This is a genomic window from Thermostichus sp. OS-CIW-30, assembly GCF_054060215.1.
Genome location: NZ_JBSSCZ010000004.1, coordinates 83,698 through 96,348, shown reverse-complemented (window position 1 = coordinate 96,348; position 12,651 = coordinate 83,698). Strand labels below are relative to the sequence as shown.

Sequence of the window (12,651 nt, the reverse complement as noted above, 5' to 3'; positions counted from 1 at the left end):
GAGCCTACGCAAGAACCCTCCACGAGCAGACACGGAATGCCCTACCGCGTAGTTGCACCAGATTCCGGCAAAAGCCGTTTTGTGCAAGTACTCCCATCATACACCATGTGGGGGTATCTGTATCCCGACACTGACTCTACGAGTACAGTGCGGGGCTTAGCTACCCCCACACCCCGACAAGCTAAGCCTAAGTGTTGAAGTAGCGGGCTGCCGGATGGTAAGCAACGATGGCGGTGGTGGACTGTTCCGGATCCAATTGATCGCTTTCGTCCATGGTGAGGCCAATGCGCTCGGCCTGGAGCACCTGCAGCAGAACCCGTTGGTCGGCGATGTTGGGGCAGGCGGGATAGCCGAAGCTGTAGCGGGATCCCCGATAGCCCTGGTGCAGGATCTTGCGGATGTCGGGGCTATCTTCGTGGCCGAACCCCAGCTCCCGCCGGATGCGGGCATGGCACCATTCCGCCAGGGCTTCCGCCAGGGTCACAGCCAGGCCGTGGAAATACAGGTAGTCGGTGTACTGGCCCTCGGCAAACAGGCGCTGGGCATAGGCGGTGGCTTCTGCCCCTACCGTGACCGCCTGCATGGGGAAGACATCTACTAGGCCAGTGGAGCGATCGGCAAAGAAGTCAGCGATACAGTAGCGGTGGCCGCTCTTTTGGCGGGGGAAGGTGAAGCGGGCCAATTCCCGCACCTGGGGAGAAAGCTGGGGCCGCTCGACCGTCGGCAGTTGGAAGTAGGTGGTGGAGTCGGGCTCCAGGGCAAACAGCTCCGGGAAGCTGGCCGGGTCGAACAGGATTAGAGTATTTCCTTCCGCCTGCGCCGGGAAATAGCCGTAGACCACTTGGGGGTGCAGCAGATCTTCTGCCAGGATCCGCTCTTTCCAGCGCTCGATCACCGGCTCCACCTGGGTGGCGATAAACTCGGCAAACTCCTCCGCCGACTGGTCGCGGGGCTTGCGAATCTGCCATTGTCCGGCCACCAGGGCCTGCTTGTCGATGTAGAAGAAGACTTCCGGCCAAGGGATCTGATCTGAGGCGAGAAGTTTGGATCCCCAGAAAGGCGGGATGGGTCGCTCGGTCTCCAGGGCAACGGCTTCAGAGCGGCGGGTGTCTTGGGACTCGGAGAGGGTGAGGGCGGGAGCAGCTCCCACGGTGGTCTCCGCAGGGGGCAGGCTGGGATCCGTTTCCTCTGGAACCCAAGAAGCCTCTTTCTGGCCATTGGCAGAGGGGGATCCCTGCTCCAAGTCATCCAGAAAACCCAGCCGGTCGTCCCAGCGTCCGGCAGCTTTGGCCTGCATCAGCCGATCCATAAAGTGGAGATCGACGAAGGCGTCGCGGCCATAGATCACCTGGCCTTTGTAGGTCTGGCGGCAGTCTTCTTCCACAAAGCGGCGGGTAAGGGCAGCCCCTCCCAAAATGACGGGAACCGTGATGCCCCGCTCGTCAAACACCTCCAAGTTCTCCTTCATAAAGGCGGTGGATTTTACCAACAGGCCGCTCATGGCAATGCAGTCGGCCTTGCTCTTTTCATAGGCTTCGATGATGTTCTCCACCGGCTGCTTGATGCCCAAGTTAATTACCCTGTAGCCGTTGTTGGTGAGGATGATGTCCACCAAGTTTTTGCCAATATCGTGGACATCCCCCTTGACGGTGGCAATCAAAAGAGTGCCTTTGCACACTTCCCCTCCCACCTTTTCCATGAAGGGCTCCAGGTATTTCACCGCCGCTTTCATGGTTTCTGCCGATTGCAGCACAAAGGGCAGTTGCATTTTGCCAGCGCCGAAGAGCTCCCCCACCTCCTTCATGCCGTCCAGCAAAAAGGTGTTGATGATCTCCAGGGGAGGATATTTCTGCAGTGCCTCCGCCAGGGTCTCCTCCAGGCCAATCCGCTCCCCGTCAATGATGTGCCGCCGCAGCCGCTCCTCCAGGGGTAAATCTGCAAAAGATCCGCCAGAGCGCAGTTCCTTCCCGGAAACGCCCGCAAACAGCTCCGTCAGCCGCGCCAGGGGATCGTAGGTGCAAATGCCCGAGGACTCCGTCCCGCTAACGCGAACGGCGTTAAACTGCCGCCGATCCCAGATCAGATCCCGACACACCTGCTGCTGCTCTTCGGGGATCTTGTTCAGGGGCAGGATCTTGGCGGCACTGACGATAGCGGCATCCAGGCCGGCCTCGCGGCACTCGTGCAAAAACACCGAGTTCAACACCACGCGGGCTGCCGGCGAGAGCCCAAAGGAGATGTTGGAAATGCCCAAGAGAATGTGGGTCTCCGGGAAAGCCTGGCGGATACGGCGGATGGCCTCCAGGGTGGCTGCCCCGTTGGCCCGGTCTTCCTCGATGCCGGTGGAAATGGGCAAAGCCAGGGGGTCAAAGAAAATCTCGTAGGGCGGGATCCCGTACTCAACCGCCTGACGATAGGCGCGCTCGGCAATCTGGAACTTCTTGTCGGCAGTGCGGGCCATGCCCTCTTCGTCGATGGTGCCGATGACCACCCCGGCGCCGTAGGTTTTAGCTAGCTCCAGCACCTTGAAGAAGCGCTCTTCCCCGTCTTCGTAGTTGGTGGAGTTGAGCAGGCACTTGCCCCCCGCCACCTTGAGGCCCGCTTCCATCTTTTGCCAATCGGTAGAATCCAGCATCAGGGGAATTGGGATTTGGGTAACCAGCCGCGAGACCAGCTCCCGCATATCCCGCACGCCATCCCGGCCCACGTAGTCCACATTCACGTCCAGGATGTGGGCTCCCTCCCGCACCTGCTCCCGCGCTAGGGCCACCAGGCCGTCCCAGTCTTCGGCATTAAGCAGCTCCCGCATCTTTTTGGAGCCGCTGGCGTTGAGGCGCTCGCCGATGATTAAAAACGAGTTGTCCTGCAGGTAGGGCTGAGGGGCATAAATCGAGGCAGCAGCGGGAATGCGCTCGACGGAGCGGCGTTTAGGCCGCAACCCCTGCACGGCTTCCACCAAGGCGGCGATGTGCTCCGGACGGGTGCCACAGCAGCCTCCCACCACCGCTACCCCCAGATCCCGCACAAAGTGCTCCAGGTGGAAGCGCAACTGCTCCGGCGTGAGCTTGTAGTGGGCTTTGCCGCCGATGTTTTCCGGCAGGCCGGCGTTGGGAATGCAGGAGATGGGAAAGGGGGAATGCCGAGAGAGGTAGCGGATGTGCTCCACCATTTTGTCGGGGCCAGTGGCGCAGTTGAGGCCCAGCACATCGACGGGATAGGGCTCCAGGATGGCCAGGGCCGCCCCGATCTCCGTGCCCACCAGCATTGTCCCCTGCACCTCAAAGGTCAGGGACACCACCACCGGCAGGCGGATCCCGCGTCGGGCAAACTCCTGCTGCACGGCCACCAGGGCCGCCTTGGTCTGCAAAATGTCCTGGCAGGTCTCGATGATCAGCAGATCCGCCCCACCGTCAACTAGCCCCTGCACCTGCTCCTCGTAGGCAGCCCGCATCTCATCAAAGCTGATGTGCCCCAGGGTGGGCAGCTTGGTGGTGGGGCCGATGGAGCCGGCCACGAAACGGGGCTTTTCCGGCGTCGCAAACTCGGCTGCTACCCGCTTGGCCAGTCGCGCCGCCGCCACGTTCAGCTCGTAGGCTTTTTCCGGGATCCCATATTCGGCCAAAACGATGGAGGTAGCCCCAAAGGTATTGGTCTCAACAACGTCGGCCCCCACTTCCAGAAAGCCGCGGTGTACCCGCTCCACCGCCTCCGGCTTGGTCAGCACCAGCATCTCATTGCAGCCCTCCAGTTCCGGCCCACCAAAATCCGCTGCGGTCAGGTTCTGGGCCTGGAGGGAGGATCCCATCGCCCCATCGAAGACAATTACACGTTCCTGGAGATGCTGCAGGAAGGGATGGGTCATAGAAGTCAAAGTCAGGCAGGGTGTCATCGACCTAGAGTCTGATTTAAGTTAGCATCGAGCCATTTGCTCGGACTAGGCCGAGGGGCCAGGGATCCCATCTTGGCCATTGTTGAGGTGAATTTAACATTTTCTTTGCCTGCCCCGTTGCTGTTTCCCCCAGGTCGGGCTAATTTAGGGAAGACGTTTTGGTGTGAACGGCTACAGTTGCTCGCAAGTGTTCCTCCCAGGGTCACTTGCCGCCTGCTGTAGAGCGATCTTCTCCTCGCGGGTTGGAGTGGTTGAGGTGCTGAATGTTCCGCCCCCCCAGTGAAGTGCCTCGCACCCCGTCGCAGGATTGGCGAAGAGAAAGATCCACCTCTCGCCATCTTGAGAGGTTCCGCCCACCAAGATGACGGGTCTTGCGCCAGTTCAGTTGAGCCCCATGAGCGATATCTGCTTCCAGATTGACCCGAGCAATCGGTTATCCAGAAGCGGGCAGGCTGGCCTAGGGCAACTCAGGCTTTGGCTTGCGGATATCGGCTCCCTCACTCTGGCGTTGTGGGATGCAGCAGGGCTGCAACTTGCTCCTCTCCCTTTGGCGTCTAAGCTCCCTTAGTCACCTTTAGTTGTCTGTGATTAGGATCACGAGGAACTCAGCATGGCTCAAGCAAAGGAATTGGTGAAATCTGGTCAAACAGCTCTTCTCGAGTCGGATCTGGAAAATCCACCTTCTGGCACCCTGGAGTTGGACACGGAGACAGATACCCTCGAGAGCGAACTGGATACCGGTGACACTGATGCTTTTGATGAGGATGACGACGACGAAGAGGCAGCAGAGGAGGATGGAGAGACTGCCGCCGCCGGTGCCAAAGGTCGCTCAAAGCGCAAGGCGGCCAGTAAGAAAAAGCCCTACACCGATGACTCTATCCGGGTCTATTTGCAAGAAATTGGGCGTATCCGGCTGCTGCGGGCCGATGAAGAAATCGAGCTAGCCCGAAAAATTGCCGATCTGCTGGAGCTAGAGCGCGCTCGCGAGGCCGTTTTTCAGCGTATGGGCCTCTGGTCAGACCCAGAAGAGGTGCCGGACACCCTCTGGGCAGAAGAGGTCAAGATGTCCTTGCCGGAATTTCGGCGGCGGTTGCATCGGGGGCGGCGGGCCAAAGAAAAGATGGTGCAGTCTAATCTGCGTTTGGTGGTGTCCATCGCCAAAAAGTACATGAACCGGGGCCTGTCTTTTCAGGATTTGATTCAGGAGGGATCCCTGGGCCTGATTCGGGCAGCCGAGAAATTCGACCACGAGAAGGGCTACAAGTTCTCCACCTATGCGACGTGGTGGATTCGACAGGCCATCACCCGCGCCATTGCCGACCAATCCCGCACCATTCGCCTGCCTGTCCACCTCTACGAGACGATCTCCCGCATCAAAAAGGTAACCAAGTTGCTTTCCCAGGAATTGGGCCGCAAGCCCACCGAAGAGGAGATCGCCACCCGCATGGAGATCACCATCGAGAAGTTGCGCTTTATCGCCAAGTCGGCCCAGCTTCCCATCTCTTTGGAAACCCCCATCGGCAAGGAAGAGGATTCTCGGCTGGGAGACTTTATCGAGTCGGATGGGGAGACGCCGGAGGATCGGGTGGCCAAAGTCTTGCTCAGAGAAGATCTGGAAAGCGTTTTGGAAACCCTCACCGCCCGCGAACGGGATGTGTTGAAGTTGCGCTACGGCTTGGATGATGGCCGCATGAAAACTCTGGAGGAAATCGGCCAGATCTTTAATGTCACCCGTGAGCGAATCCGGCAGATCGAGGCTAAGGCTCTGCGCAAGTTGCGCCACCCCAACCGCAACAGCGTGTTGAAGGAATACATCCGGTGACTCTGGGGCCCATTCCTTCTAGCTCTCAGGGAGAGCCGGGGCAAGGGATCCAAGAGAGTTCCCGGCCCCCTAAGGCAGACTGAGTTGGAACTGCCAACCCGCGCGATGGAGGATCTTCAGCATGAACTCGAACCAGACTCCGCGGATCCCAGTCTTTCTGAAAAAGCAGCCCTCTTTCTGGTGTTGGCCGCGGTGGGCGCCATCGGAGCTTTGGTGGCCAAGCTCACCATTGTCAAGCTCACCATCGTGGTGGGGCGCACCGTTCGCAAGGATTCCTATTTTCTCTCCCAGAGGGCTGGATTGGCGGATCCCTTTACACAGACTCAAGGACTGAGCGATTGCGGCGCTTCTGGGCAGCCTTGACTTTCTACACGGCCCTGCCTCTGGGGTGGGTCGGAGACTTGCCGTTTGAGGGCATTGCCGCCTGGCTGCCAGGGGTAGGTGTGTTGCTGGGCGGGATCCTCTCCCTGGCTGGGATCCTGCTGCAGATTTTCCCCAATCCGGTGCGGGCCGCTTTGCTCTTGGCCCTGTGGGTTCTCTTGACCGGTGGGCTGCACCTGGACGGGGTGGCCGATACTGCCGATGGCTTGGCGATCAATGTCCACAAGAATCCTTACAAAGGGGATCCGGAACGGTCAACTGAGGATGGGCAAAAATCTGACTTGCAGGGATCCCGTCGCCGTCTGCAGGTGATGAGCGATAGCCACACCGGGGCCTATGGGGTACTGGCCTTGGTGCTGCTGCTGCTGCTGAAATTTGCTGCCCTGAGCAGCGTTCGAGCTTGGCCCCTCTTGCTGCTGGTGCCCGCCTGGGGGCGTTGGGGCCAGTTGCTCGCCATTGCCCTGTACCCCTATCTGCGAGAGCAGGGATCCGCCCGCTTCCTCAAAGACTCCACTTCCCTGCCGGGATCCCTGTGGCCGGGCACTCTGCTTGTGCTGGCCATCACCGGGGGGTTGGGCTGGGCTGGGATCTTGGCTTGGCCCCCTTTGCTGCTCTGGACGCTGGGATCCGCCCTGGGGGCTTGGGCCGTGGGCTACTGGATCTACCGCCAGTTGGGAGGACACACGGGCGATACCTACGGAGCTACGGTGGAATGGTCAGAAGCGATAGCATTGCTGTGGGGATCCCTTATTGGGCCATCATGAATCTGATACATTTACGCTGAACACTGCTGAACATCACTGTTCAACTATGCAGCGATAGCATTCTGTTTGTTTCCATTCGCGTTAGCGGGACGGAGTCCAAACAGAATGGCGGTATCCCGCAAAGCTTTGAGTAGAATACCCAAAGCGCAGTTTCCGTGTCGTCTTACTACCAATTTTCTGCTTTGCTTTGGCTACCATGTTGGCAGACTCGAAAGTAAACAGAAAGATCAACTGGTAGTAATCCGTACTGAACATATTATACATTATTTTCAGTATAGTTGAGCTTATTATTGACTAGAGTCATGCTCCTGACCGTCCTGAAGACTTCCTTCCAGATTACCCTGGCTCCCCTGTCCATCGACCGTGTCCACCAAGAGGCCTACCATCCGGGCAATGGGGCCGTGGTGGTGATGAGCGGTACCGTTCGAGACAACACCAATGGCCGCCCTGTCGATTACCTGGAATACCAAGCCTATGAGCCCATGGCCCTGAAGGTCTTCGCCGATATTGCCCGACAAATTCAGCAGCGCTGGCCAGATGCCAACAGTGTGGTCATCCACCACCGCATCGGCAAGCTGCGCATTGGCGAGATCAGCGTCTTGGTGGCGGTGGGCACCCCTCATCGGGCCGAAGGGTTTGCTGCCTGCCAATTTGCCATCGACACCCTCAAGCACAACGCCCCCATCTGGAAAAAAGAATACTGGCGAGATGGCACCAGCGCCTGGGTGAGCCTTGGCGCTTGCGAGCTCTCTTCGGCATAGATCCCCCTACACCATACCCACTTGCTCAGCCAAACCCAATTGCTGGCGGGCTGTTTGGCAATCTTGCTGAATTTGCTGAATCAAATCTGCCACCGTGGGAAATCTCCGCTCTGGGCGGATAAAGCCCCGTAGCGCCACCCGCACCTCTTGCCTGTAGAGATCTCCTGTCCAATCCAATAGATGCACCTCGACGGTGTGCTGTAAACCGGCAAAGGTGGGCCGATGGCCAATGTTCATCACCCCAGGTAGAGCTGCCGCAGCAGCAGGCACATCCACCCAAACGCTGTACACCCCATCGCGGGGCAAAAACTTCTCCGGAGGCAAGCGGAGGTTGGCGGTGGGAAAGCCCAGTTGTCGGCCCCGCTGATCCCCTTGCACCACTTCTCCCGTTAGCCGGTAAGGACGACCCAAGAGCGCTTCGGCGGTGGACACCTCCCCAGTCGCCAAGGCAGCTCGAATGCGAGAGCTGCTCACCCGTTCCCCGTTGAGTTTCGTCTCCGGGATTACCTCCACCGGAATGCAGCGCTCGGATCCCCAAGCCTGGAGCGTTTGGGCGTTGCCGGAGCGACGGTGACCAAAGCAAAAATCCCAACCGACGCTGAGATGGCGAACGCGCAGGCCCTGTTCAAGTACCGTTTGGATAAACTCTTGGGGGGGCTGGCAGGCAAATGCAGGGGTGAAGGGGAGCAGTACCACCTGCTCAAAGCCCATTTGCGCCAACAGATCCAGCTTTTCGGCAGGGGGAGTGAGCAACAGCTGAGGCCGCCTCGTCAAGACTTCCTGGGGATGGGGATGAAAGGTGAGGACAGTACGTACCCCCTGAAGAGAATCTCGAATCGGCTGCAGCACCTTCTGATGGCCCAGATGCAAGCCATCGAAGTTCCCGATGGCCACAGCGGTGGGTCGCAAGGTTTGAGCCAGATCAGAAGTGATGTGCACTGTTCGGGATCCTAAAAACAGCCAACCAACTGCCTACCCCAGAGGCCACAGCAGGGCCACCAACCCACTCAAGCCCACTACGCCCCACAAGCTCCGTCGCAGGCGCTGCAACACAGGATCAATCTGATACCTGACAATCAGCCGATGCTGAGCCAGCTCCTCTTCTGACTTGGCATACATCGCCCCATCGTACCAGCCACTTTCTTCATAGGGAATCTGGGCTTGTACCAAGCGCCGCCGCACATAAGCCCATCCCAAGTAGAGATGGAGCAACACCAGGCCGAGCAAGACATTGGCCCCCAGCACCGACCCAGAGACAAAGTGGCCCCAATCTCCGGCAAAGCTGCTCCAAACCAGCGGGGAAACCGCCAGCACAACAGCTCCCCAAACCCCAAAGATTCGTTTTAAGTAAGGGATCCACCCCAAAGCAGGCCAGGAAAAAGGAAAGGCTTCCCTCAGCTCTGCATATTGCCGGAGCGGCTGTTGCTCAGCGGGAATGGGATGGAAGGGATCCAGCATACGCCTTAACGTATCTACACAAAATGATACCGGTCGGGTCGGCCCCCCGCCAAGCCCATCCTCAGACCTCCATCTCCCAGCAGAGGCGGCTCAGAAATCGAGCCCGGATACCCCCCATCAACCGAAGGCAAGCGGGGTATCGTATTTATTGAAGTGTGGTCGCGTCTACAACTTATCCCATCATGAGCGTCACGAGCGAATCTGCCGCCACTGCCGCACCCTATGTAGTCTTAAAAGAGCCGGATGGCAGCCAAAGAAAACACGTTCTCTCGGGAGCGACCGCTTGGACCCTAGGCCGTGATGAGGACAACGCCATCGTCTTGAGCGATCCCAGCGTTTCCCGCCAACATGCCCTGCTGCAATACCTCGACAACAACAGCATCTATCTCATCGATCTGGGCAGCCGCAACGGCTCGTTTGTCAACAATCGCCGCGTCAGCATTCCCACCCTGCTGCAGGATGGGGATCACCTCACCCTTGGACAATCCCAGCTGGAGTTCCACAGCGGATCCCTGGCCAGCTCAGAACCCAGCCCCGCGGCCAAACCTTCGGACACCCTGGTTTTACAAACCCGCTGGCTGATCTCGGTGGCGGTGGTGGATGTGCGAGGTTACGGACAACTGACTCAACAACTGGACGAGCGCCTGCTTTCCCAGGTGATGGGCGATTGGTTCCGGCGGGGTGGGGATATCATTCAGCAGTACGGGGGCACTGTCGATAAATACATTGGCGATGCGATTATGGCCGTTTGGTTCCATGTGCCCCAAGCCAACACTGCTTCTCTGGGCACGGAAGTGCCGGGAATTCACCTCGATGTGAAGTCGGTTTTGCAGGCCATAGCGAAGCTGTTTCAAATGACCGAGCAGCTGAACGGTGAGTTTCCGCTGCCTTCTCCCATTCGTCTGGGGGCAGGGGTCAACACAGGCTCGGCAATCGTGCGCCAGGTGGGCAACAACACCCGCCAAGAATATACGGCTCTGGGAGATACGGTGAATTTGGCCTTTCGCATCGAGAGCGCTACCCGCACCCTCAACGCCGACCTGGCGATCAGCCAGGACACCTATACCTGCTTGGCCAAACAGCTGGGGCAGGCAGCCGCCTGCTTCTCCCATCAGGCTGTGGAGCTGAAGGGGTATGCCCACCGCCATCAGGTGTACTACTGCGATGTGCGGTCTTTGCAAGCCGTTCTCAGCCCCTAGACTTGGATCCGACTACCCGGAGATGTCTTGCCGCTGTCTGCTGTCTGACAGAGCAAGGTGGGGGATCCCGCTGTTCTTCCAGAACCTCCTGCTGCTCCTGGAGCCGATAGGGTCCCATTTCGATTGCACGAGAGCCCGGCCCATGAGTGTGGTGAATCGCCCCGAGGTGGTGGCAGAGCTAACCGAACTGATACATTCACGCTGAACTCTCCTGAACATGGTTCAGGAAAGAAGCGATCGCATCCTGCCTATCTCTGTTCGCGTCAGCGGGACGGAGTCCAAACAGGAAGGCGGTATCCCGCAAAGCCCTGAGGAATACCCCCCGAGCGCTTTCCCCCTTCACTTCCCGGCAACCGTTGCGGTGGACTCAAGGATCAGGGGGAAACTTGGTCTACTATATCCCTCTCAATGACTTTTGCCAAACCGCCTAAAGCTCAGTAAATTCAGCAAAGTTCAGGGTTTTGGGGGTTAGAGGCATGCTCTACCATCAGTACGAAGCTGCCCTGACGAGCAATGATGTGCCCACCCTGAACCGCCTGTTTTGGGATAGCCCCCAGGTGGTGCGCTTTGGTGTGGGGGAAAATCTCTACGGGGGAGACGAGATCAAGGCTTTTCGCCAACGGCGTCCTCCCACGAATTTGGCCCGCGAGATGCTGCGTTTGCAGGTAGTCACCTTTGGGGCGGATTGCGGCTCGGTCACCCTAGAGTTTCGCCGTCCGGTGAACGGGATCCCTCGCTTGGGCCGCCAAAGCCAGATGGGGTACAGGTTCCCCGATATCGGCTGGAAGATCGTCTCTGCCTACGTGTCGTTTTTGGAAAAAGAAGAAATTGAGGGATCCATACAACCCAGCAAGATCAGGTCAGCTTGCGCTCCCGGTGGGGCTTGGAGTTGGCGATCAAGCCCAGCCGTTAAGCATCCTTCACAAAAAGAATTAAGAAACATTGCCGCACAAGCTGCCGATTGGGAAAGCCTTCGATATCTCTGAGGATAGATCTTTCCAAAAAAAACTTGGGGGCAACAATCCACTCAAAAACTGAAATCATTTGTTAAGCAGGGATGATCAAAACCCGGTCAACCCGATGATAGGGATGAGGATAGAGATAAGGCATCCAGTCTGATTTGGGAGCAGTACCATGACTCAAACCATTGCCCAGTGTGCTCTACAAGGGGCCTCAGAGTTGCTCAGCCGCTACCGGCAGGGAGAGCGCCATTTTCCCCAGTCCTGCTTGGAGTATGCCTTCTTGAGGGGGGCCGATCTGCGAGGGGCCAATCTCGAGGGATCCGATTTGCATGGGGCTAACCTGCGCTACGCCAACCTGCGGGGCAGCAATCTGGCAAAGGCCGACCTGCGCTGTGCCGACCTGCGCTATGCCGACCTTGAGGGAGCCTGCTTGGAAGGGGCCAATTTGAGGGGATCCCTCTACAATCACAGCACCTGCTTCCCGGTGGGGTTTGATCCGGTGACGGCAGGGATGCAGCCCTTTGAATTTTGATTGGGGAAGGAGAGGGGATCCCTGAGCCCTCAGGCCAAGGGAAAGCGCTCCCGCAAATCTCGAATCACCGGAGCGGGCACCAGATGATCGATGGGGCCGCCCAGCTTGGCGACCTCCTTCACCAGGCTGCTGCTGACAAAACTGTGCTCGCTGGCGGTGGCAAGGAACAAAGTTTCCAGTTCGGGAGCCAGCAGCTTGTTGGTGTGGGCCATTTGCAGCTCCACATCGAAGTCCGACAAAACTCGCAAGCCGCGCACGATCACCTTTGCCCCCCGTTGGCGGGCGTAGGCCACCGTCAGACCTGAAAACGTATCAACTTCAACATTTTTGAGATGGGCTGTGGACAGGCTAATCTGGGCCTGCCGCTGCTCGGGGCTGAACAGAGGGGTTTTGTTGGGGTTTTTCAAGACGGCGACAATCACCTTAGAAAAGAGACGACTGGCTCGCTCGATAACATCGAGATGCCCAAGGGTAATGGGGTCAAAGCTGCCGGGGTAGAGGGCGATCATGGCCAACCTCGTGCTATTCCTCACCCTACCTGGTCTCGGGCCCAAGCCAAATAGGTTGTGCTCACTTGAGTGGCTGCCAGAGCCAGGATCTCGGGCTCAGCGTAGGGGTGCAGCTCTCGCAGCCGTTGTTCCAGGCGGGGGTAGGCAGTTGCGGGCAATTTGAGCAGGATGAGGAACTCGGCATCGGTCTGCAGGGATCCCTGCCAACGATAGTAGGACGTGATCCCGGGCAAGACCTGGGCACAGGCCACATAACGTTCGGCCACCAAGGTATGAGCCAAGCGATGGGCCTCGGCTTCGGATCCCACCGTGGTCATGACAACCGCGAGGGTATCGGGTGTGATCTTGTCGTCCATGCGGGGCGGGGAAGTTGT

General features: G+C 58.5%; 12 protein-coding genes. 7 read left to right on the top strand and 5 right to left on the bottom strand.

Annotated features, from left to right (window positions below):
- Positions 1-187 precede the first annotated feature (187 nt).
- On the bottom strand, positions 188-3,862 hold the full coding sequence (gene metH, locus ACVWZF_RS02700; RefSeq protein ID WP_457410756.1) for a methionine synthase: 3,675 nt from the start codon (positions 3,860-3,862) through the stop codon (positions 188-190).
- A 637-nt stretch (positions 3,863-4,499) separates the two neighbouring features.
- Here metH and rpoD point away from each other — a divergent pair.
- The 4 genes from rpoD to ACVWZF_RS02680 all read left to right on the top strand — a co-directional run bounded on the left by rpoD (position 4,500) and on the right by ACVWZF_RS02680 (position 7,617).
- The gene (gene rpoD, locus ACVWZF_RS02695; protein WP_414417736.1) at positions 4,500-5,711 is read left to right on the top strand and encodes an RNA polymerase sigma factor RpoD; all 1,212 of its coding nucleotides are present in this window, start codon (positions 4,500-4,502) and stop codon (positions 5,709-5,711) included.
- 84 nt (positions 5,712-5,795) lie between these two features.
- On the top strand, positions 5,796-6,074 hold the full coding sequence (locus ACVWZF_RS02690) for a hypothetical protein (protein ID WP_011433785.1): 279 nt from the start codon (positions 5,796-5,798) through the stop codon (positions 6,072-6,074).
- The gene (locus tag ACVWZF_RS02685; RefSeq protein ID WP_238376764.1) at positions 6,071-6,856 is read left to right on the top strand and encodes an adenosylcobinamide-GDP ribazoletransferase; all 786 of its coding nucleotides are present in this window, start codon (positions 6,071-6,073) and stop codon (positions 6,854-6,856) included. Before ACVWZF_RS02690 ends, ACVWZF_RS02685 begins: the two co-directional genes overlap by 4 nt.
- 302 nt (positions 6,857-7,158) lie before the next feature.
- Positions 7,159-7,617, top strand: coding sequence for a molybdenum cofactor biosynthesis protein MoaE (locus ACVWZF_RS02680; RefSeq protein ID WP_041436693.1), 459 nt, complete (start codon positions 7,159-7,161; stop codon positions 7,615-7,617).
- 6 nt (positions 7,618-7,623) lie between these two features.
- On the opposite strand, the gene ACVWZF_RS02675 is transcribed toward ACVWZF_RS02680, so the two are convergent.
- Positions 7,624-8,556 carry a bifunctional riboflavin kinase/FAD synthetase gene (locus tag ACVWZF_RS02675; RefSeq protein ID WP_011433782.1) on the bottom strand — a complete coding sequence of 311 codons (933 nt, stop codon included), beginning with the start codon at positions 8,554-8,556 and terminating at the stop codon, positions 7,624-7,626.
- A 33-nt stretch (positions 8,557-8,589) separates the two neighbouring features.
- Positions 8,590-9,075 (bottom strand): CGLD27 family protein, encoded by a 486-nt coding sequence (locus ACVWZF_RS02670; RefSeq protein WP_414390435.1) that lies wholly within the window; start codon positions 9,073-9,075, stop codon positions 8,590-8,592.
- 182 nt (positions 9,076-9,257) lie between these two features.
- Here ACVWZF_RS02670 and ACVWZF_RS02665 point away from each other — a divergent pair, with 182 nt between their 5' ends.
- The 3 genes from ACVWZF_RS02665 (at position 9,258) to ACVWZF_RS02655 (ending at position 11,768) form a co-directional block, all read left to right on the top strand.
- The gene (locus tag ACVWZF_RS02665) at positions 9,258-10,274 is read left to right on the top strand and encodes an FHA domain-containing protein (RefSeq protein ID WP_457388162.1); all 1,017 of its coding nucleotides are present in this window, start codon (positions 9,258-9,260) and stop codon (positions 10,272-10,274) included.
- A gap of 476 nt (positions 10,275-10,750) precedes the next feature.
- Entirely contained in the window at positions 10,751-11,260 is a 510-nt protein-coding gene (locus ACVWZF_RS02660; protein ID WP_457410754.1) for an AtzH-like domain-containing protein, read from the top strand.
- A 148-nt stretch (positions 11,261-11,408) separates the two neighbouring features.
- Positions 11,409-11,768: a pentapeptide repeat-containing protein gene (locus tag ACVWZF_RS02655; RefSeq protein WP_414355752.1), complete on the top strand. Its 360-nt coding sequence runs from the start codon at positions 11,409-11,411 to the stop codon at positions 11,766-11,768.
- A gap of 29 nt (positions 11,769-11,797) precedes the next feature.
- Here the strand turns inward: ACVWZF_RS02655 and coaD are convergent, their stop codons facing one another.
- Entirely contained in the window at positions 11,798-12,277 is a 480-nt protein-coding gene (gene coaD, locus ACVWZF_RS02650) for a pantetheine-phosphate adenylyltransferase (RefSeq protein ID WP_011433776.1), read from the bottom strand.
- Positions 12,278-12,297: 20 nt separating this feature from the next.
- Positions 12,298-12,633 (bottom strand): divalent-cation tolerance protein CutA, encoded by a 336-nt coding sequence (gene cutA / locus ACVWZF_RS02645; RefSeq protein WP_414424577.1) that lies wholly within the window; start codon positions 12,631-12,633, stop codon positions 12,298-12,300.
- Positions 12,634-12,651: the final 18 nt, after the last annotated feature.

Coding starts and splice junctions, on each gene's coding strand:
- metH (WP_457410756.1), bottom strand. CDS start 3,862: ATGACCCATCCCTTCCTGCAGCATCTCCAGGAACGTGTAATTGTCTTC.
- rpoD (WP_414417736.1), top strand. CDS start 4,500: ATGGCTCAAGCAAAGGAATTGGTGAAATCTGGTCAAACAGCTCTTCTC.
- ACVWZF_RS02680 (WP_041436693.1), top strand. CDS start 7,159: ATGCTCCTGACCGTCCTGAAGACTTCCTTCCAGATTACCCTGGCTCCC.
- ACVWZF_RS02670 (WP_414390435.1), bottom strand. CDS start 9,075: ATGCTGGATCCCTTCCATCCCATTCCCGCTGAGCAACAGCCGCTCCGG.
- ACVWZF_RS02665 (WP_457388162.1), top strand. CDS start 9,258: ATGAGCGTCACGAGCGAATCTGCCGCCACTGCCGCACCCTATGTAGTC.
- ACVWZF_RS02660 (WP_457410754.1), top strand. CDS start 10,751: ATGCTCTACCATCAGTACGAAGCTGCCCTGACGAGCAATGATGTGCCC.
- ACVWZF_RS02655 (WP_414355752.1), top strand. CDS start 11,409: ATGACTCAAACCATTGCCCAGTGTGCTCTACAAGGGGCCTCAGAGTTG.
- coaD (WP_011433776.1), bottom strand. CDS start 12,277: ATGATCGCCCTCTACCCCGGCAGCTTTGACCCCATTACCCTTGGGCAT.
- cutA (WP_414424577.1), bottom strand. CDS start 12,633: ATGGACGACAAGATCACACCCGATACCCTCGCGGTTGTCATGACCACG.